The following is an 18,029-nucleotide window of genomic DNA, read 5'->3' on the forward strand; positions in this document are numbered from 1 at the left end:
CGCCGCACTCACTTGAGCCTGCTGGAGGCGAGGATGGACACGAGGTGCAGCAGGGTCTGGAGGAGTGCGATACCCGCGAGTACGGCGACACCGATCCGTGAGAAGAGCAGGTCACCGCGGACCGAGTCCACGATCGCGAGGACCAGGATGAGCAGGGACGCCTCGATGCCGAGCACGAGCCGGTGGAACTTGAGCGCGCCCGCGGCCCTGCGGGCCAGGGCCATGCCGGAGGAGCGCGGCTCGGCGGCCGACTCCTTGACCGGCGCGAGGCCCTGCTGGTGACGGGCGACACCGACGAGGTCGGTCTCCGCCTTGATCAGGATGGCACCGAGCGCGGCGAGGGTGCCGAGGAAGGCCCACAGCCAGTCGATGCGCCCCGAGCCCCACAGGTCGGCGGCGCGCAGGCCGAAGCCGACGAGCACCGCGGCGTCGCAGAGGTAAGCGGCGACGCGGTCCAGGTAGACCCCGGCCATGGAGTACTGCTTGCGCCAGCGGGCGATCTCGCCGTCGACGCAGTCGAGCAGGAGATACAGCTGGACCATGATCACGCCGAGCACGGCGCCCGTGATCCCCGGCACCAGAAGCGCCGGGGCGGCGAGGGCGCCGGCCACGGTCATCAGATACGTGAGCTGGTTGGGCGTGATCCTGGTGTTCACCAGGTAGCGGTCGCAGCGCAGCGAGATCTCTCGCATGTACAGGCGTCCCGCCCAGTGCTCACCGCTGCGCCGGTCCTTCACCCCTGCGGGGTGAACGACGGGGCGGAGTTCAGCTACCGATGGCCTTGGCATAGTCGGCGTATGCGTCCTTGATCTGGTCGGAATTCAGATTGAGGTGCTCGAGGATCGTGTAGCGCCCGGGGCGCGTCTGCGGGGCGTACTCCACGACCTGGACGAACTCGTCCACGGTGAAGCCGATCTCCTCCGGCGTCACGGGGAGGCCGTGCCTGCGCAGGACCTCCACCATGTACAGCGACTCCTCGCGCGCTCCACGCAGGAACATCGCGAAGGCCGCGCCCAGGCCGCACTGCTCGCCGTGGCTGGCGGCGCGCTTGGGGAAGAGGAGGTCGAAGGCGTGGTTGATCTCGTGGCAGGCGCCGGACGCCGGGCGGGAGTCGCCCGACACGGACATCGCGATGCCGGTGAGGACCAGACCCTCGGCGAGGACCTGCAAAAAGCTGTCGTCGCCGACGCCGCCGGGGTGGCGCAGGACGGCCTCGCCGGCCTGGCGTGCCATCGCGGCCGCGAGGCCGTCGATGTCCTCGCCGCGTTCACGGGCGGCGAGCTCCCAGTCCGCGATCGCGGAGATGTTGGACAGGGCGTCGCCGATGCCGGAGCGCACGAACCGTACGGGGGCCTCACGGATCACGTCGAGGTCGATGACGACCGCGATGGGGTTCGGCACTCCGTACGAGCCGCGGCCCGCGTCGTTGTCGAGCGTGGCGACCGGCGAGCACAGACCGTCGTGCGACAGGTTCGTCGCTACGGCGACCAGCGGGGCGCCGACGCGCGCGGCGGCGAACTTGGCACAGTCGATGATCTTGCCGCCGCCGAGGCCGACGACCGCGTCGTAGCGGCCCTTCTTGATGGCGTCGGCGAGCTTGATGGCGTCATCGAGCGTGCCGCCGCCGACCTCGAACCACTCGGCGGTGGGCAGCGACGGTTCGAGCCGCTGGCGCAGCACGGCGCCGGAGCCGCCGCTGATCGCGATGGCGAGCTTGCCGGTGGACGAGCAGATCCGCTGGTCCGCGAGGACACCGGCCAGGTCGTTGAGCGCCCCGGGCCGGATGTCCACGACGACCGGCGAGGGGATGAGCCTCGTCAGTACTGGCACGCGATCTCCCGCCCCTTGGCGAGGTCGTCGTGGTTGTCGATCTCGACCCACTTGACGTCGCCGATCGGCTCCACGTCGATCTTGAAGCCGCGGTTGACGAGCTCCTGGTAGCCGTCCTCGTAGTACAGGTCGGGGTCGCGCTCGAAGGTCGTCTTCAGGGCGTCGGCCAGCTGCTCGGCGGCGTCGCCCTCGATGAGCGTGACACCGATGTACTCACCGGTGGCCGTCGCCGGGTCCATGAGCTTGGTGATCTTCTGGACGCCCTTCTCGGGGTCCACGATGACCTTCATCTCCTCGTCGGCGAGGTTCTTCACCGTGTCGAGGGCGAGGATGATCTTCTTGCCTTCGCCGCGGGCGGCGAGCAGCGTCTTCTCGACGGAGACGGGGTGCACGGTGTCGCCGTTGGCGAGGATCACCGTGTGCTTGATCGCGTCACGACCGCACCAGAGGGAGTAGGCGTTGTTCCACTCCTCCGCCTTGTCGTTGTCGATCAGCGTGAGCTTGAGGCCGTACTTCTCCTCGAGCGCCGCCTTGCGGTCGTAGACCGCCTCCTTCTTGTAGCCGACGATGATCGCGACCTCGGTCAGACCGATCTCCGCAAAGTTGCCGAGGGTCAGGTCGAGGATGGTGGTGTCACCGTCGACCGGCACCAGGGCCTTGGGAAGCGTGTCGGTGTAGGGGCGAAGACGCCGTCCGGCGCCGGCCGCCAGCACGAGGCCGATCATGCGGGTTCTCCTTCATCGTGTACGGCGGGTGCTCCACGTTTGTGAGCGGTCACCCAGTAGCGGATGCTCTCGACGAGCACCACGAGTGCCACGGCCACGGCGAGTGCCGTGAGCGCGACGGTGAAATCTGTGTCGGTGAGCAGAGCGGCGGCGAGAGCGACCGCCAGCGTCCTGCCCTCATGCCCGCCGATCGCCCGCACCAGCCAGTGCGGCGGCGCTCCCGCGTCGCCGCGAATGCGGTACACCGTGTCGTAGTGATGGTAGGCGACAGCGGACACCAGTCCGAAAGCCGCCGGCAGGGCACCGTTCACGTCCGCGTTGGCGGCCAGCAGCAGGATCGTGCCGTACTCGGCCGCGCGGAAGAACGGCGGAACGAGCCAGTCGAGGGCGCCCTTGAGGGGGCGGGCCACGGCGAGACCCGAAGTGATGACGTAGATCACCGCGGCGACGATCACCCACGGGCTGCCGTACGACGTGAGTCCCGCCACGCAGGCGATCACCGCACCGCCGACGAAGGCGAGGGCCGGCGCGGGCAGCGACGGACCGCGGAACCTGAGTGCCGCGAAGGCGGAGGCGAGCGGTCCGGTGTCGGCGAGGTCCGCGAGTGCCTGCGCCGCGCGGTCGGTGCGGGTCGCCCTGCGGGTCAGCGAGCGCAGAACGCGGCCCGCCGTGGTGTAGCAGGCGGCGAGGCCGCAGCCGATGAGCAGCACGATCAGCGTGATGCGCGGGGTGGTCACGGCGGTGAGTACGGCGATCAGCGCCCAGCGCTCGCCGATCGGCAGCACGATCATCCGGCGCAGCCAGACCGTCCAGCCGACACTGTCGAGCTTGTCCGAAAGGGCGGCCGTGGGGCTGGTGTTGGCCGTCGCGTCGTGGTTCGCCTCGTTGAAGGAGAAGTCCACGACGTGGCGGCAGGTCTGCAGGACCATCGCACCGAGCGCGAGCGCCCATACGTCGTCTCCGCCGCGGGCCGCGCCGAGCGCGAGGCCCGCGTAGTAGGCGTACTCCTTCGCGCGGTCGAACGTCGCGTCCAGCCAGGCGCCCAGCGTCGAGTACTGCAGGGAGTAGCGGGCGAGCTGCCCGTCCGTGCAGTCCAGGACGAAGGAGAAGAGCAGCAGGAGACCGGCCGCGACGAAGCCGCCCCGGGTACCGGTGGCCGCGCAGCCCGCCGCGATCAGGGCGACAAGGAGCGAGGCGGTGGTGACCTGGTTCGGGGTGAGGCCCCGGCGCGCGCACCAGCGGGCGATGTGGCGCGAGTAGGGAGAGATGCAGTACGTCGTGAAGAAGCCGTCCCGCGACTTGACGGCCGTGCGCAGGCGTACGGCTTCGTCGTCCACGGCGGCGACGGCCTGGCGTGCCTCGTTCCGCGTCTGCGGGTCGCTGGGCACGGTGGCGACGAGGGTGCCGAGTTCGGGTCGGTGGAGCGCGCGGCCCTCGGCTTCGATCGCCTCGGCCACGTGGTCCGCGAGTGCCTCGACCGTCACGGTGGAGCCGCCGCCGTTGCCGGAGCCGGCGGTGGCGCGCAGGGCGCGCGCCAGGTCGGCTCGGGCCTCGGGCTGAGCGGTGACGGCGCCGGGGACGGCCGACGCGGCGAAGCGCGGGTCCGTCAGGCCGAGTCGGAGCGCGTGGACGTGGCCCACGAAACGCGCGTCGACGACCGCGACCCGCTGCCCGCCAGGTACGGCGGCGAGCAGCGTTTCGGTGTCCGCGGCGTCGGATGCGACCCGGACGTCAAACCCCAGGGACCGCAGATCGCCTTCGAGCGGCGACCCGGGGACCGGCTGACCGGTCAGGATGGCGGTCGACAGACGAACTCACTCCTTGATTGCCGGCGCGGCTCGCGCCGGGCACGTGCGTGATGAGGGGCGCCCCTGGCCGGCAGCGGCCGGGCGGCACGTCGGCAGAGGCTATCGGATGATGGGAAGCGGGCGTTCACCGCCCGTTTACGGCCCGATAAGCACGGCCTGCGAGGGCCAACGCCGACTCGATCATCATGGTCGATCGGAGGCGGCGGCCACAAACCGCGCTTCATGCGACCGGCACAAACGACATAAAGTCGACGCCCATGACATGGATGATCACAGGTGGAGCGGGTTATATCGGGGCACATGTGGCGCGGGCCATGGCCGGTGCCGGGGAGCGGGTCGTCGTCCTTGACGACGTCTCGGCCGGGGTGCCGGAGCGACTCCCCGCGGACATCCCTCTCATTAGGGGCTCATCACTCGACGGCGATCTGCTGCGGCGGGTCTTCGCCGAGCACGAGGTGACGGGTGTGGTGCATCTCGCGGCCCGCAAGCAGGTCGGCGAATCCGTGGAGCAGCCGCTGCGCTACTACCGGGAGAACGTCGGCGGCCTGGTGACGCTGCTCGAAGCGGTGGCCGAGGCCGGCATCAAGCGGTTCGTCTTCTCCTCGTCGGCCGCGGTGTACGGCAACCCGCCCGCCGTGGATCTGGTGACGGAGGCCACGCCCTGCGTACCGATCAACCCCTACGGCGAGACGAAGCTCGCCGGGGAGTGGCTGGTGCGGGCCGCCGGGCGGGCGCACGGCATCGCGACCGTGTGCCTGCGCTACTTCAACGTGGCGGGCGCCGCGGCCCCCGAGCTCGCGGACACCGGGGTCTACAACGTGATCCCGATGGTCTTCGACCGGCTCACCCATGACGAGGCGCCGCGGATCTTCGGTGACGACCACCCGACCCCGGACGGCACCTGCGTCCGCGACTACATCCACGTCGCCGATCTCGCCGACGCCCACCTCGCGGCGGCCCGCCGCGTCCAGGCCCGCCCCGAGGGCGACCTGACGGTGAACATCGGCCGCGGCGAGGGCGTTTCCGTACGCGAACTCGTCACGCTCATCGGCGAGGTGTCCGGTGACGGCCGCCCGGCGCTCGTCGAGCCGCGCCGCGAGGGCGACGCCCCGCGCGCCGTCGCGGACGCCGGCCTGGCCGCCGACGAGCTGGGCTGGAAGGCGCGGCGCGGGGTACGCGAGATGGTCGAATCCGCGTGGGCGGGTTGGTGCCTCCACCACCCCGACGCGCGCCGCTCCTGATCGCGTCAACGCTCTGACCTGCGGTCATTTCCGCAGGTCAGAGCATATGACAACGGTGTTCAGTGCCGTGTTGCCGGATACCCCCCACCCGTAGTTCACTGTGGTCGCGACAGACACGCGACCGGGGAACAGAAGACCGATACCGAGCACACGGAGGCGGCTTCCATGGGGGCTGGGCACGACCACGGACATACGCACGGGGGAACGGCGACGGCGGCGTACCGAGGGCGGCTGCGCATCGCGCTGTCCATCACGATCACCGTCATGGTGGTCGAGATCGTCGGCGGCATCATGGCGGATTCGCTCGCGCTCATCGCTGACGCGACGCACATGGCGACGGACGCGTTGGGCCTCGGCATGGCACTGCTCGCGATCCAGTTCGCGAACCGCCCGGCGACGGAGAACCGCACCTTCGGCTACGCGCGCGCCGAGATCCTCGCCGCGCTCGCCAACTGCCTGCTGCTGCTGGGCGTCGGCGGCTACGTCCTGTTCGAGGCGATCCAGCGGTTCATCACGCCCGCCGAGACCGAGGGCGGCCTGACCATCGTCTTCGGCGTCATCGGCCTGGTGGCGAACATCGTCTCGCTCTCGCTCCTGATGCGCGGCCAGAAGGACAGTCTGAACGTGCGCGGCGCCTTCCTCGAGGTCATGGCCGACGCGCTGGGCTCACTGGCCGTGATCGTCGCCGCGGTGCTCATCCTGACGACCGGCTGGCAGGCGGCCGACCCGATCGCCTCGCTGGTCATCGGCCTCATGATCGTCCCGCGTACGGTGAAGCTGCTGCGCGAGACCCTGAACGTGCTCCTGGAGTCCGCGCCGAAGGGCGTCGAGATGGGTGAGGTCCGCTCGCACATACTGGATCTGCCGGGCGTCGAGGACGTCCACGACCTGCATGCCTGGACCATCACTTCGGGAATGCCGGTCCTCTCCGCACATGTGGTCGTCAGTACCGAGACGCTGAACGCGATCGGCCACGAGAAGATGCTGCACGAACTGCAGGGCTGCCTGGGCGACCACTTCGACGTCGAGCACTGCACCTTCCAGTTGGAGCCGGTCGGCCACGCGGAGCACGAGACGAAGCTCTGCCACTGACACCGGTGAGGGTGGCTTCCGGTGGTTCCTTGCCTGCGGGGCCGGTCGCGTACGGCAGACTTGAGGCTCGAAGACCGAAGCGAAGGATGGGTATGCCGACCACACCTGCCACCGCGGCGAACAGCTCGTCGAACGGCACCGGAGAAGCGATCTTGCTGGAACTCGTCGACGAGGACGGCAGGACGATCGGCACAGCGGAGAAACTCTCCGCGCATCAGGCGCCCGGGCAGCTGCACCGGGCGTTCTCCGTCTTCCTCTTCGACGAGCAGGGGCGGCTGCTGCTGCAGCAGCGCGCCCTGGGCAAGTACCACTCCCCCGGCGTCTGGTCGAACACCTGCTGCGGCCACCCGTACCCGGGTGAGGCTCCGTTCGCGGCCGCCGCGCGCCGCACGTACGAGGAGCTGGGCGTCTCGCCCTCACTGCTCGCGGAGGCGGGCACGGTGCGCTACAACCACCCGGACCCCGACTCGGGCCTGGTGGAGCAGGAGTTCAACCACCTCTTCGTGGGGATGGTCCAGGCGCCGCTGCGGCCCGACTCGACCGAGGTCGGCGAGACCGCGTTCGTGACGGCCGCGGAGCTGGCGGAGCGGCATGCGCAGGGGCCGTTCTCGGCGTGGTTCATGACCGTCCTCGACGCGGCGCGGCCCGCGATCCGGGAGCTGACGGGGTCTTCCGCCGGTTGGTGAGAGCCCGCTGGTGGAGCCGACCCGGTGAGAACCGGTTGGCGCGTCAACTCCCGTCAGGGGACACGCCGTTGGGCTTCAGGGGCAGGGCGGCCCAGATGACCTTGCCCCCGCTCGCGGTGTGCTCGACGTCGCAGGCACCGCCCGCCTCCTGGGTGATCTCGCGCACGAGGAGCAGGCCGCGGCCGCCGGTCTGGCCGTGGTCGGCCACCAGGGCGGTCGGGCGGTAGGGGTGGTCGTCCTCCACGGAGACCCGCACCCACTCGGCGCCGACCGCCACCTCCACCGCGAGCATCGGCGAGAGCAGGGCCGCGTGCCGCACCGCGTTGGTGACCAGTTCGGAGACGATCAGGAGCAGGCCCTGCACGAGGTCGTCCGACACGGGCACGCCCTGCCGGGCCAACAGGTCACGTACCGCGTGCCGGGCCTGGGGCACCGAGGCGTCCACGGCGGCGGCGGTGAACCGCCACACGCCTTCGTAGGGCACCTTTGCGGGCTCCCGGGGGAGAGGGCCGGGCCCGCTCCCGTCGTCGCCCATCGTCGGGTCGCCACCCTTGCGCTCGATTGTCACCACGCATCGAGTGTTGGGAATGTCCTGGTCCGGACCGTAGCACTGACCAGAAGTCAGCGACTATCGACGGAATTTGATCACTGCCGCCCGAGCGGTGTCAGTTGTGCGACTGCTCCTGCTCTCACGGTTTCGCTTCACGCGTTCTTCGGCTTGTACGGGTTGTTCGGGCCGCTCGGGCCGTCCGGGCCGCTCGGGTCCTTCGGGTCGTCCGCCGGCCGGTCCTTTGCGACCATGCTCACGATCCGGCGCCCGCCAAGGCCCGCGGCGAGCAGACCGAGACCGTCGAAGAGCAGCGCCAGCGAGAAGAAGCAGCCGATCACGTACTGGCTGCTGCTCGGCCAGTTGGCGAGCACCAGGATGCCGAGCAGCAGCCCGAAGGCGCCCTGCACGAGCGTCCAGCCGAACTGCGGGCCGCGCACCACCAGGCTGCCGACCAGACGGAAGACACCACCGGTCAGGAAGAGCAGCGCGGCGAACATCGTCAGCGCCTCCGCCGCCACATCAGGCCTGCGGATGATCACGACTCCGGCGGCGAGATTCAGGGCTGCCACGACCACGCCGAGCCAGAAGAAGTTCGTGCCGCGCGACTGCACCGCGTGCAGCAGCCCGACACAGCCGCCGATCAGGAGCAGCCAGCCGAAGAGGAGCATGGAGGTGAGGGTGGCGACGCCCGTGTAGACGAGGCCGACGATCCCCGCCAGCGCGAGGATCGCCCCCAGCAGGGCGAGCAGGCCCAGACTGCGGCTGAGCTGCCTGGCGCCCTGGGTGTCGGTCGTGGCGCTCTCGGATCGGGCCATCAGCGTCTCCGTCCTGCTTCCCCCGCTGCGCAGAGTTCTCAGGGCCGCCCCTTCTTGATCGTACGTTCGAGTAGTGCGGATAGCATCCTGCGCATGAAGCCCCAGCTGAGGCAGGCCGTCACCCACGGCGTCGCCACCGTCGTCATCGACCATCCGGCGAAGCGCAACGCCATGACGGCGGACATGTGGCGCCAGGTGCCGCCGCTGCTCGCCGGGCTCGCCGCCGATCCGGCCGTGCGGGCGGTCGTGCTGACCGGCGAGGGCGGGACCTTCTGCGCGGGGGCCGACATCTCCTCGCTGCGCGAGGCGCCCGGTGAGGCGCAGGATCTGGCGGTACGGGCGGAGGAGGCGCTCGCGGCCTTCCCGAAGCCGACGCTGGCCGCGGTGCGCGGCTACTGCGTGGGAGGGGGAAGTCAGCTGGCCGCCGCCTGCGATCTGCGGTTCGCGGATGAGGGCGCGCTGTTCGGGATCACCCCGGCGAAGCTGGGGATCGTCTATCCCGCGTCGTCCACCCGGCGGCTGGTGTCGCTCGTGGGGCCCGCGTCCGCCAAGTACCTGTTGTTCTCCGGGGAGTTGATCGACGCGCAGCGTGCGCTGCGCACCGGTCTGGTGGACGAGGTGCTGCCCTCGGGGGAACTGGACAAGCGCGTTGCGGAGTTCACCGGGATCCTTTCCGCGCGCTCACAGCTGACGCAGGCGGCGGCCAAGGAGTTCGCCGCGGGACACACGGACCGGGACGCGTACTGGACCGGACAGGCCCACGCGGGCGGCGACACCGCCGAGGGCGTGGCCGCCTTCCTGGAGCGCCGCGAGCCGCGCTTCACCTGGACTCCGGGCGGCGGCGCTCCCGGCGACGGTGCTACTGGCTGAAGCGGCTGCCCGCGCGGAACTTCTCGACGAGGTGCGCGGGTGCCTTCTGCGGGGACCCGGCGTCGTAGGGCGGCTGCGGGTCGTACTCCGTGAGGAGCTGCACGGTCTGGGCCTGCTCATCGCCCGCGATCCGGCCGATCAGGGCGAGCCCCATGTCGATGCCGGAGGAGACCCCGGCCGCCGTGACGTACTTGCCGTCGAACACCACCCGCTCCTCCGTCGGCTCCACGCCGAACCGCTCGAGCTCCGCGAGGGCGAGCCAGTGCGAGGTGGCGCGGCGCCCCTTGATCAGTCCGGCGGCGGCGAGCAGGAGGGAGCCGGTGCACACGGACGTCGTCCAGGTACTGGTGGCGTCGGCGGACCGCAGCCAGCCCAGGAGCGCCTCGTCCGCCATGTGATCGCTCTGGCCGGGGCCGCCGGGGACGACCACGACGTCGGGGTCGGGTACGTCGGCGAAGGCGCGGTCGGCGACGAGCGCGAGGGAGCCGTTGTCGTTGCGCACCGGACCGGGGCGCTCGGCCACGAAGAGGGTCTCGGCGCCGGGCATGCGGCTGAGGGTCTCGTACGGGCCGACCGCGTCCAGGGCGGTGAAGCGTTCGAACAGGGCGATGGCGATCTGCATGGAGTGCCTATCTGTTGAGGGCGGGAGCCCGCTGAGGGGCGAGAGGGGCGTGGAAGCGCCGCCGGTACTCGGCGGGCGCCGCGCCGAGGGTCTTGACGAAGGCGCGGCGCATCGCTTCCGGGGTGCCGTAGCCGCAGGCGCGCGAGACCTCCTCGACGCCGTGGGAGGTGTCCTCCAGGAGCCGGCGCGCGTGCTCGACGCGCACACGCTCGACGTACTTGCCCGGCGTCATCCCCGTCTCCGTCTGGAACGCTCGGGCGAAGTGCCGGGGCGAGAGCCGGGCGCGGGCGGCGAGCGACTCGACGCAGAGGTTCTCGTCCGGGTGCTCGGTGATCCACTGCTGGACCTCGCGCAGGGGCTCGCGCCGCGCGGTCTGGGCGGCGAGCTGGGCGCTGAACTGCGCCTGGTTCCCCGGGCGTCGCAGGAAGACGACGAGATGCCGCGCGACCGTCAGCGCCTCGTCACGGCTCAGGTCCTCCTCGACCAGGGCCAGGGCCAGGTCGATGCCCGCGGTCACGCCCGCGGAGGTCGCGACATGGCCGTCGCGGACGAAGATCGGGTCGGGGTCGACCTCGATGGCGGGGTGGTCGCGGGCGAGCTGGGCGCAGTACGCCCAGTGGGTCGCCACCCGGCGGCCGTCCAGGAGCCCGGCCTCGGCGTACAGGATCGCGCCGGTGCAGACCGAGACCAGGCGCCGCGCGCGCGGGGCGTTCGTCCGCAGCCAGTCGATCAGGCGGGGGTCGGCCTCACGGCTGCCCAGACCGCCCGGGGCGAGCAGGGTGTGCGGCACGGGGGCGTTCGCGAGAGAGGAGTCCGGTACGAGCGTGAGTCCGCTGGAGGTGCGTACGGGAGCGCCGTCCAGGGACGCCGTGCGGATGCGGTACGCCGGGACGTCACCGCCGCGGCAGGTGGCGGCGCCCGCGAAGACCTCCACCGGCCCCGTGACGTCGAGACTCTGGACCCCGTCGAAGAGGACGACCAGGACAGTTCGCTGCTCCATGCCATGATTCTTGGCCCTGGGCGCGATGGCCGCAATGACGGATGGCCCTCCTTTCCTGCCATCGGCAGAGCGACGCGGGGGCGGGCCGGCCGGGGTGGCGCCCCGGGCTTCACCTCATACCAACCAGTCGGTAGCGTGCGGTCATGACTTCTCTCAGGCCCTCCTCCCCGGCCGCGGCGCTGCACCCGCGCGCGGGTCGCCGGTGTCACACCGTGCTCAATTCGCTGCACTCGACGCACTACTTCTCCCCCGACGTGGGCCGGGAGCTGGGCGCGATCGGGATCACCCACCCCAGGGCCGTCAACTTCGCCGTTCGCACGGCGGCCATGGGACCGGTCGGCGCCGGCGTGGTCACGGCGGCGTTCTACAGCTACAAGCACGAGACCGTCGCCCGCCACGTGCCGGACATCTGGAGCGTGGCGTCCCCCGAGGACGTCCTTGCGGCACGCCTGCGTGCCGTCGACGCGACGCTGAGGCGCCTCCTCGGAGAGGAAGCCCTCGCGTCCCCGGAGATGGCGGAGGCGGCGGAGCTCGCGCTGCGCGCCGCCGAGGCCTGCTCCCGTTCCGCACGGCCGCTCTACGCCGCCCACGCCGACCTGCCCGTACCCGAGCAGCCGCACCTCGCGCTCTGGCATGCCGCGACGCTGCTGCGCGAGCACCGGGGCGACGGGCACCTCACCGCCCTCCAGTACGCCGAACTCGACGCCCTGGAGGCGCTGGTGAGCCACACGGCGACCGGCAAGGGCATGACGCCGAAGTGGAACTTCACCACGCGCGGCTGGAACCAGGAGGACTGGGACGCCGCAGTGGAGCAGCTCCGCGCCCGCGGACTGCACGACGGAGTGTCCGAGTTGACCGAGGCGGGCGTCGCGCTGCGCAAGGACGTCGAAGAGGCCACGGACCGCCTCGACCGGGCACCGTACGAGCACTTGGGCGCGGCCGGAGTGGAGCGCCTGACGGAACTGGGGACCGTGTTCGCGGGCGCGGCGCTCAACGCGGGGGCGTTCCCGGCGGATCTGCTCGGCAAGGAGTAGCCCCCTCCACTTGCCCCGCACAGGCAAGGCCGCGGTGCAGGCATGGACGGCGCCGTGCGAGGTACCCGTCCGTCTCCGGTCCCGCGCGCTTGGCGCAGGACCGGGCGACGAAAGGGGAAATCCCGTGTTCCGAGCGATCGCAGATGTCCTGCGTCAGATCGGCGCGGCACTCGCCACCGTGGTGACGCTGCCGTTCCGCGCCGTTGCCCGGCTCTTCGGCGGTGCCTCCAGCTCCACACGGCGAGGCGGACGCCGGTCGGGACGCCGCCCCGGGCGGGCACGCCGGGTCTGATCCCCCCGCTGTCGGTGCCACCTGCCACAATTGCCCCGCAACCCCAGTGAGAAGGCGGGAAACGTGGCACCTCTGCAGACGTCCACTCCAGCATCGATCGAAGGCAGGATCGCCGAAGAACTCGGCGTACGGGAGCGGCAGGTGAAGGCCGCCGTCGACCTGCTCGACGGCGGCTCGACGGTGCCCTTCATCGCTCGCTACCGCAAGGAAGCGACCGAGATGCTCGACGACGCGCAGCTGCGTACGCTCGAGGAGCGGTTGCGCTATCTGCGGGAGCTCGAGGAGCGGCGCGCGGCGATCCTCGAATCGGTGCGCGAGCAGGGCAAGCTCACCGACGACCTTGAGGAGCGGATCCGCGCGGCGGACACCAAGGCGCGGCTCGAGGACATTTACCTGCCGTTCAAGCCGAAGCGGCGTACGAAGGCGCAGATCGCCCGTGAGGCGGGACTCGAGCCGCTGGCCGACGGTCTGCTGGGCGACCCGTCGGTGGACCCGCTCGCCGCGGCCGCGGCCTTCGTGGACGCCGACAAGGGCGTCGCAGAACCGCAGGCCGCCCTGGACGGCGCCCGCGCGATCCTCGCCGAGCGGTTCTCCGAGGACGCCGACCTGATCGGCGAGCTGCGCGAGCGCATGTGGGTGCGCGGCCGCCTCGCCGCGAAGGTCCGCGAGGGCAAGGAGGAGGCGGGCGCCAAGTTCGCCGACTACTTCGATTTCGCCGAGCCCTTCAAGGAGCTGCCGTCGCACCGCGTCCTCGCGATGCTGCGCGGCGAGAAGGAGGACGTCCTCGACCTCGTCCTCGAACCGGAGGAGGCCACCGAGGGCCCGTCCTCGTACGAGGGGATGGTCGCCCACCGCTTCGGCGTCGTGGACCGCGGCCGCCCGGGCGACAAGTGGCTGCAGGACACGGTGCGTTGGTCCTGGCGGACCCGCATCCTGGTGCACCTGGGGATCGACCTGCGCCTTCGGCTGCGTACCGCCGCCGAGGACGAGGCCGTGCGGGTCTTCGCGTCGAACCTGCGCGACCTGCTGCTCGCCGCACCGGCGGGCACGCGCGCGACGCTGGGGCTCGACCCCGGTTTCCGTACGGGTGTGAAGGTCGCCGTGGTCGACGCGACCGGCAAGGTCGTCGCGACGGACGTCATCAACCCGCACGTCCCTGCCAACAAGTGGGACCAGTCCCTGGCCACCCTCGCGAAGCTCGCCAAGGAGCACGCGGTCGACCTGATCGCGATCGGGAACGGCACTGCGTCCCGCGAGACGGACAAGCTCGCCGGTGAACTGATCACGAAGCACCCGGAGTTGAACCTCACGAAGGTGATGGTCTCCGAGGCGGGCGCGTCGGTGTACTCCGCTTCGGCCTTCGCCTCGCAGGAGCTGCCCGACATGGACGTGTCGCTGCGCGGCGCCGTGTCGATCGCCCGGCGCCTCCAGGACCCGCTCGCCGAGCTGGTGAAGATCGACCCGAAGTCCATCGGCGTCGGTCAGTACCAGCACGACCTCTCCGAGGTGAAGCTGTCCCGCTCGCTCGACGCGGTCGTCGAGGACTGTGTGAACGGCGTCGGCGTGGACGTGAACACCGCGTCCGCCCCGCTGCTCTCCCGGGTCTCCGGCATCGGCGCGGGCCTCGCCGAGAACATCGTGACGCACCGCGACACGAACGGCCCCTTCTCCTCCCGCAAGGGCCTCAAGGACGTGGCACGGCTCGGCCCCAAGGCGTACGAGCAGTGCGCGGGCTTCCTGCGCATCCGGGGCGGCGACGACCCGCTGGACGCCTCCAGCGTGCACCCCGAGGCGTATCCGGTGGTGCGCAGGATGGCGAAGAAGACAGGCGGCGAGGTCGCCTCGCTGATCGGCGACACGGGGACGCTGCGCTCGCTCAGGGCGGACGAGTTCGTGGACGAGTCCTTCGGTCTGCCCACGGTGAGCGACATCCTGAAGGAGCTGGAGAAGCCGGGGCGTGACCCGCGTCCCGCGTTCAAGACGGCGACCTTCAAGGACGGCGTCGAGAAGATCTCCGACCTCGCGTCCGGGATGGTCCTGGAGGGGGTCGTCACGAACGTGGCGGCGTTCGGCGCCTTCGTGGACATCGGTGTCCACCAGGACGGGCTCGTGCATGTCTCCGCGATGTCCAAGACGTTCGTCAAGGACCCGCGGGACGTGGTGAAGCCGGGCGACATCGTCAAGGTGAAGGTGATGGACGTCGACATTCCGCGCAAGCGGATCTCGCTGACGCTGCGCCTGGACGACGAGGCCGCGGCGGACACCACCGGGGAGCGCCCCAAGCGCGGCGGGCGTCCCCCGCAGCAGCGGCAGCAGGGCGGCCAGCGACCCCAGCGGCAGGGCGGTGGCGGCGGCCAGCGCAAGGAGCGCCAGGGGCCGCCGCCGGCCAACGACGCGATGGCTGACGCCCTGCGACGGGCCGGACTACTGGACCCCAAGAAGCGCTGATCCAGGGAGAGTTGACGGAGGTCAGGGTGACAGCTCGGTCACCTTGCCCTCCGTCACCTCCAGACGCCTCGTGACCCGTACGGCGTCCAGCATCCTGCGGTCGTGCGTCACCAGGAGCAGCGTGCCCTCGTACGCCTCCAGGGCGGACTCCAGCTGCTCGATGGCGGGCAGGTCTAGGTGGTTCGTCGGCTCGTCGAGGACCAGCAGGTTGACGCCACGGCCCTGGAGCAGCGCGAGACCCGCCCGGGTGCGTTCACCCGGGGAGAGGGTGGCCGCCGGGCGCAGGACGTGCGCCGCCTTCAGACCGAACTTGGCGAGCAGCGTGCGGACTTCGGCCGGTTCGGTGTCGGGTACGGCCGCGCAGAACGCGTCCAGGAGCGACTCCGGGCCGTGGAACAGCGCGCGGGCCTGGTCGACCTCGCCGACGAGCACTCCGGAGCCGAGGGTCGCGTATCCCGCGTCCGTGGGAACGCGGGTCAGCAGGGTGCCGAGCAGGGTCGACTTACCCGAGCCGTTCGCGCCGGTGATCGCCACCCGGTCCGCCCAGTCGATCTGCAGCGTCACGGGGCCCAGGGTGAAGTCGCCGCGGTGCACCTCGGCGTCCCGGAGGGCGGCGACGACGCTGCCGGAGCGTGGCGCCGACGCGATCTCCATGTGCAGCTCCCACTCCTTGCGGGGCTCGTCGACGACGTCGAGCCGCTCGATCATGCGCTGCGTCTGACGCGCCTTCGCCGCCTGCTTCTCGCTGGCGTCGCTGCGGAAGTTCCGGCCGATCTTGTCGTTGTCGCCCGCCTTGCGACGGGCGTTCTTGACGCCCTTGTCCATCCAGGAGCGCTGCATCTGGGCGCGGCCCTCCAGGGCGGACTTCTTGTCGGCGTACTCCTCGAACTCGTCGCGCGCGTGCCTGCGCGCGACGTCACGCTCCTCCAGATAGGCGTCGTAGCCGCCGCCGTAGAGGTTGATCTGCTGCTGGGCGAGGTCGAGTTCGAGGACCTTGGTGACGGTGCGGGTGAGGAACTCGCGGTCGTGGCTGACGACCACGGTGCCGGCGCGCAGTCCGCGGACGAAGCTCTCCAGTCGTTCGAGGCCGGCCAGGTCGAGGTCGTTGGTCGGCTCGTCCAGGAGGAACACGTCGTAGCGGGAGAGGAGCAGCGAGGCGAGGCCCGCGCGGGCGGCCTGGCCACCGGAGAGGGAGGTCATGGTCTTGTCGAGGCCGACGTCGAGGCCCAGCGAGGCGGCGACCTCCTCCGCCCGCTCGTCCAGGTCGGCGCCGCCGAGAGCCAGCCAGCGCTCCAGGCTGAGCGCGTACGCGTCGTCCGCGCCCGGGGTTCCGTCGACCAGGCCCTGGGTGGCCTCGTCCATGGTCCGCTGGGCCTCGGCGACACCGGTGCGGCGGGCCAGGAAGGCGCGGATGGACTCGCCGGGGCGGCGGTCGGGCTCCTGCGGGAGGTGCCCCACGGCCGCGGTGGGCGGAGACAGGCGCAGCTCGCCGCTCTCGGGGGTGTCAAGGCCCGCGAGGAGGCGCAGGAGGGTCGACTTGCCGGCGCCGTTGGCACCGACCAGGCCGATGACGTCGCCGGGGGCGACGACGAGATCCAGAGCGGAGAAGAGGGAGCGGTCGCCGTGGCCGGCGGCGAGGTTCTTGGCGACGAGGGTTGCGGTCATCAGGGGGTCGAGTTTAGGCGAGCCCGAGCCCTGCCGATCCAGCAGCACGAGCGACGGCACCGCAACCGGGCCTGCCCGGCCATCCGCCCCTGCGCCCACTCCCCCGCGGTCTGCGTCGCAGGCCCCGGCCTCGGCCACCGCAGGCGCCCCGCGAGCGGCGGCTCAGGACCCTCGCGGACTCGCCCGCGGGGCGAGCAGCACGCCGCAGCCCTGCGCGCGCTACCGCACTATCGGTGCCGTCAGGACGCTGTCCGTCGTCCGGGCCACCACGAACGACTCCCCCTTTGTCGCCTTGGCGTCCAGGGCCACGCGGTGCTCCCCCGGCTCCAGGACGCCGTCGAAGACCTCGTGGACCTGGGTGCGGGAGAGCCTGTCCAGGCGGTACGCGATGAGCTGGACGCGGCAGGTCGAGGTGATCTCCACGTCCGCCGAGCCGTCCGCCGCCGCGAGGCGGGTCAGTCGGCGCTGCTCCAACGGGCTGCGGTCCAGAGCGTGTTCTATCTGCGCGACCAGGAGCGGGATGATCGGGGCCAGGCCGTCGACGTACGCGACCTGGAGTCCCGCGCCCTCGAACGCCGCGCGTACCCCCTCGCGTGTCCCCGCCGGGACGGACCGCCCGAAGGCCACCGCCCCGTACGTCCGCAGCTCGTCCGGCGGCACGCCCGCCGCGTCCGCCGCGATCTCGGCGCCGACACCGATCGTGCGCAGCGCCGCGGCGAGCTTGGCGAGGACGGCGACGCGGGCGCCGATCAGGAGCACCCTGCGTCGCGCCGCCGGTTCACCGCCGGCCAGCAACTGCCGCAGCGCCTCGCGGTATTCGGCGCCCTGGAAACAGAAGGGCCCTATGCCGTGGTAGCCGTTGAGCTTCAGGTCGGCCCGATCGGCCGTCTGCCAGGCGAAGTCCCGCCACACATAGGTGTCGGAGCCGTCCGGTGCCCGCTCGATGACCGCCGTGACGGCCCCGCACTCCAGACCTTCGCACTCGGGGCAGCCGTAGATGACGTGCCGCTCGTCGAGCAGGGGCGCTTCGGCCTCCAGGAGGAGTCCGCGCACATGGTGGGTGAAGATCGCGGGTGGTACGTCGGAGGCGAGCGGGGATACGGCGTCGAGGTCGGAGAGCTGGAACAGCAGCGGGCGCCCGTTCACGATGAAGTCGACGAAATCCCGGTGGACTTGGTAATCACCGTTGGCGAGAACTCCACCGGCGCGGATGGCCGGTGCCAGGCCGAAGGTCGCGTACTCGGCAGACATGGTGTGAGTATCCCCATCTGGGGGGCGATATGAGCACGGCATGACACATTCCGCTACGTACGCCCGCCCCCTCCCTGCTCGTGTACCAGGAGTTGGTGTC

Annotated in this window: 17 protein-coding genes; 7 read left to right on the forward strand and 10 right to left on the reverse strand. The window is 71.1% G+C overall.

All coding sequences use genetic code 11. The annotated features are described in order from the left end of the window. Positions 1–8: 8 nt before the first annotated feature. From ACZ5WE_RS20395 to ACZ5WE_RS20410, 4 genes are read right to left on the reverse strand one after another with little or no spacing between them, the layout of a single operon-like run. The gene (locus tag ACZ5WE_RS20395; protein WP_467690971.1) at positions 9–788 is read right to left on the reverse strand and encodes a CDP-alcohol phosphatidyltransferase family protein; all 780 of its coding nucleotides are present in this window, start codon (positions 786–788) and stop codon (positions 9–11) included. Next, positions 766–1,830, reverse strand: coding sequence for an iron-containing alcohol dehydrogenase family protein (locus ACZ5WE_RS20400; protein WP_467690973.1), 1,065 nt, complete (start codon positions 1,828–1,830; stop codon positions 766–768). The genes ACZ5WE_RS20395 and ACZ5WE_RS20400 overlap by 23 nt, the downstream gene beginning before the upstream one ends. Then, positions 1,818–2,555: a phosphocholine cytidylyltransferase family protein gene (locus ACZ5WE_RS20405; RefSeq protein WP_467690975.1), complete on the reverse strand. Its 738-nt coding sequence runs from the start codon at positions 2,553–2,555 to the stop codon at positions 1,818–1,820. The genes ACZ5WE_RS20400 and ACZ5WE_RS20405 overlap by 13 nt, the downstream gene beginning before the upstream one ends. Next, the gene (locus ACZ5WE_RS20410) at positions 2,552–4,363 is read right to left on the reverse strand and encodes a DUF5941 domain-containing protein (RefSeq protein WP_467691360.1); all 1,812 of its coding nucleotides are present in this window, start codon (positions 4,361–4,363) and stop codon (positions 2,552–2,554) included. The genes ACZ5WE_RS20405 and ACZ5WE_RS20410 overlap by 4 nt, the downstream gene beginning before the upstream one ends. 257 nt (positions 4,364–4,620) lie before the next feature. Here ACZ5WE_RS20410 and galE point away from each other — a divergent pair, with 257 nt between their 5' ends. The 3 genes from galE (at position 4,621) to idi (ending at position 7,382) form a co-directional block, all read left to right on the forward strand. Next, positions 4,621–5,604: a UDP-glucose 4-epimerase GalE gene (gene galE, locus ACZ5WE_RS20415; RefSeq protein WP_467690976.1), complete on the forward strand. Its 984-nt coding sequence runs from the start codon at positions 4,621–4,623 to the stop codon at positions 5,602–5,604. Between the two features lie 165 nt (positions 5,605–5,769). Continuing rightward, the gene (locus ACZ5WE_RS20420) at positions 5,770–6,696 is read left to right on the forward strand and encodes a cation diffusion facilitator family transporter (protein WP_467690977.1); all 927 of its coding nucleotides are present in this window, start codon (positions 5,770–5,772) and stop codon (positions 6,694–6,696) included. A 92-nt stretch (positions 6,697–6,788) separates the two neighbouring features. Beyond that, positions 6,789–7,382: an isopentenyl-diphosphate Delta-isomerase gene (gene idi / locus ACZ5WE_RS20425; protein ID WP_467690979.1), complete on the forward strand. Its 594-nt coding sequence runs from the start codon at positions 6,789–6,791 to the stop codon at positions 7,380–7,382. 43 nt (positions 7,383–7,425) lie between these two features. On the opposite strand, the gene ACZ5WE_RS20430 is transcribed toward idi, so the two are convergent. Together ACZ5WE_RS20430 and ACZ5WE_RS20435 are read right to left on the reverse strand one after the other, a co-directional pair. Beyond that, positions 7,426–7,953: an ATP-binding protein gene (locus ACZ5WE_RS20430; RefSeq protein WP_467690980.1), complete on the reverse strand. Its 528-nt coding sequence runs from the start codon at positions 7,951–7,953 to the stop codon at positions 7,426–7,428. Between the two features lie 131 nt (positions 7,954–8,084). Continuing rightward, complete coding sequence (locus tag ACZ5WE_RS20435; protein WP_467690981.1) at positions 8,085–8,747, reverse strand: HdeD family acid-resistance protein; 663 nt, start codon at positions 8,745–8,747, stop codon at positions 8,085–8,087. Between the two features lie 93 nt (positions 8,748–8,840). Here ACZ5WE_RS20435 and ACZ5WE_RS20440 point away from each other — a divergent pair, with 93 nt between their 5' ends. After that, entirely contained in the window at positions 8,841–9,617 is a 777-nt protein-coding gene (locus ACZ5WE_RS20440) for an enoyl-CoA hydratase/isomerase family protein (RefSeq protein WP_467690983.1), read from the forward strand. On the opposite strand, the gene ACZ5WE_RS20445 is transcribed toward ACZ5WE_RS20440, so the two are convergent. Together ACZ5WE_RS20445 and ACZ5WE_RS20450 are read right to left on the reverse strand one after the other, a co-directional pair. Then, on the reverse strand, positions 9,607–10,239 hold the full coding sequence (locus ACZ5WE_RS20445; RefSeq protein ID WP_467690985.1) for a DJ-1/PfpI family protein: 633 nt from the start codon (positions 10,237–10,239) through the stop codon (positions 9,607–9,609). The two genes, ACZ5WE_RS20440 and ACZ5WE_RS20445, sit on opposite strands and share 11 nt — an antisense overlap. Positions 10,240–10,246: 7 nt before the next feature. Beyond that, positions 10,247–11,239: a GlxA family transcriptional regulator gene (locus tag ACZ5WE_RS20450; protein WP_467690986.1), complete on the reverse strand. Its 993-nt coding sequence runs from the start codon at positions 11,237–11,239 to the stop codon at positions 10,247–10,249. Positions 11,240–11,382: 143 nt separating this feature from the next. Between ACZ5WE_RS20450 and ACZ5WE_RS20455 the strand changes: the two genes are divergently transcribed. The 3 genes from ACZ5WE_RS20455 (at position 11,383) to ACZ5WE_RS20465 (ending at position 15,013) form a co-directional block, all read left to right on the forward strand. Continuing rightward, complete coding sequence (locus ACZ5WE_RS20455; RefSeq protein ID WP_467690987.1) at positions 11,383–12,273, forward strand: SCO6745 family protein; 891 nt, start codon at positions 11,383–11,385, stop codon at positions 12,271–12,273. A gap of 124 nt (positions 12,274–12,397) precedes the next feature. After that, positions 12,398–12,565, forward strand: coding sequence for an LPFR motif small protein (locus ACZ5WE_RS20460; RefSeq protein WP_367046715.1), 168 nt, complete (start codon positions 12,398–12,400; stop codon positions 12,563–12,565). A 63-nt stretch (positions 12,566–12,628) separates the two neighbouring features. Beyond that, entirely contained in the window at positions 12,629–15,013 is a 2,385-nt protein-coding gene (locus ACZ5WE_RS20465; RefSeq protein ID WP_467690989.1) for a Tex family protein, read from the forward strand. A gap of 21 nt (positions 15,014–15,034) precedes the next feature. On the opposite strand, the gene ACZ5WE_RS20470 is transcribed toward ACZ5WE_RS20465, so the two are convergent. Further along, entirely contained in the window at positions 15,035–16,678 is a 1,644-nt protein-coding gene (locus ACZ5WE_RS20470) for an ABC-F family ATP-binding cassette domain-containing protein (RefSeq protein ID WP_467690990.1), read from the reverse strand. A 219-nt stretch (positions 16,679–16,897) separates the two neighbouring features. Further along, complete coding sequence (locus ACZ5WE_RS20475) at positions 16,898–17,929, reverse strand: oxidoreductase (protein ID WP_467690991.1); 1,032 nt, start codon at positions 17,927–17,929, stop codon at positions 16,898–16,900. Positions 17,930–18,029: the final 100 nt, after the last annotated feature.

It is taken from the genome of Streptomyces sp. NPDC033180 (genome assembly GCF_055577645.1).

Excerpts from the sequence above, each read along its gene's own strand:
- ACZ5WE_RS20395 (WP_467690971.1), bottom strand. The coding sequence starts at position 788 with ATGCCAAGGCCATCGGTAGCTGAACTCCGCCCCGTCGTTCACCCCGCA.
- ACZ5WE_RS20405 (WP_467690975.1), bottom strand. The coding sequence starts at position 2,555 with ATGATCGGCCTCGTGCTGGCGGCCGGCGCCGGACGGCGTCTTCGCCCC.
- galE (WP_467690976.1), top strand. The coding sequence starts at position 4,621 with ATGACATGGATGATCACAGGTGGAGCGGGTTATATCGGGGCACATGTG.
- ACZ5WE_RS20420 (WP_467690977.1), top strand. The coding sequence starts at position 5,770 with ATGGGGGCTGGGCACGACCACGGACATACGCACGGGGGAACGGCGACG.
- idi (WP_467690979.1), top strand. The coding sequence starts at position 6,789 with ATGCCGACCACACCTGCCACCGCGGCGAACAGCTCGTCGAACGGCACC.
- ACZ5WE_RS20435 (WP_467690981.1), bottom strand. The coding sequence starts at position 8,747 with ATGGCCCGATCCGAGAGCGCCACGACCGACACCCAGGGCGCCAGGCAG.
- ACZ5WE_RS20440 (WP_467690983.1), top strand. The coding sequence starts at position 8,841 with ATGAAGCCCCAGCTGAGGCAGGCCGTCACCCACGGCGTCGCCACCGTC.
- ACZ5WE_RS20445 (WP_467690985.1), bottom strand. The coding sequence starts at position 10,239 with ATGCAGATCGCCATCGCCCTGTTCGAACGCTTCACCGCCCTGGACGCG.
- ACZ5WE_RS20450 (WP_467690986.1), bottom strand. The coding sequence starts at position 11,239 with ATGGAGCAGCGAACTGTCCTGGTCGTCCTCTTCGACGGGGTCCAGAGT.
- ACZ5WE_RS20455 (WP_467690987.1), top strand. The coding sequence starts at position 11,383 with ATGACTTCTCTCAGGCCCTCCTCCCCGGCCGCGGCGCTGCACCCGCGC.
- ACZ5WE_RS20470 (WP_467690990.1), bottom strand. The coding sequence starts at position 16,678 with ATGACCGCAACCCTCGTCGCCAAGAACCTCGCCGCCGGCCACGGCGAC.
- ACZ5WE_RS20475 (WP_467690991.1), bottom strand. The coding sequence starts at position 17,929 with ATGTCTGCCGAGTACGCGACCTTCGGCCTGGCACCGGCCATCCGCGCC.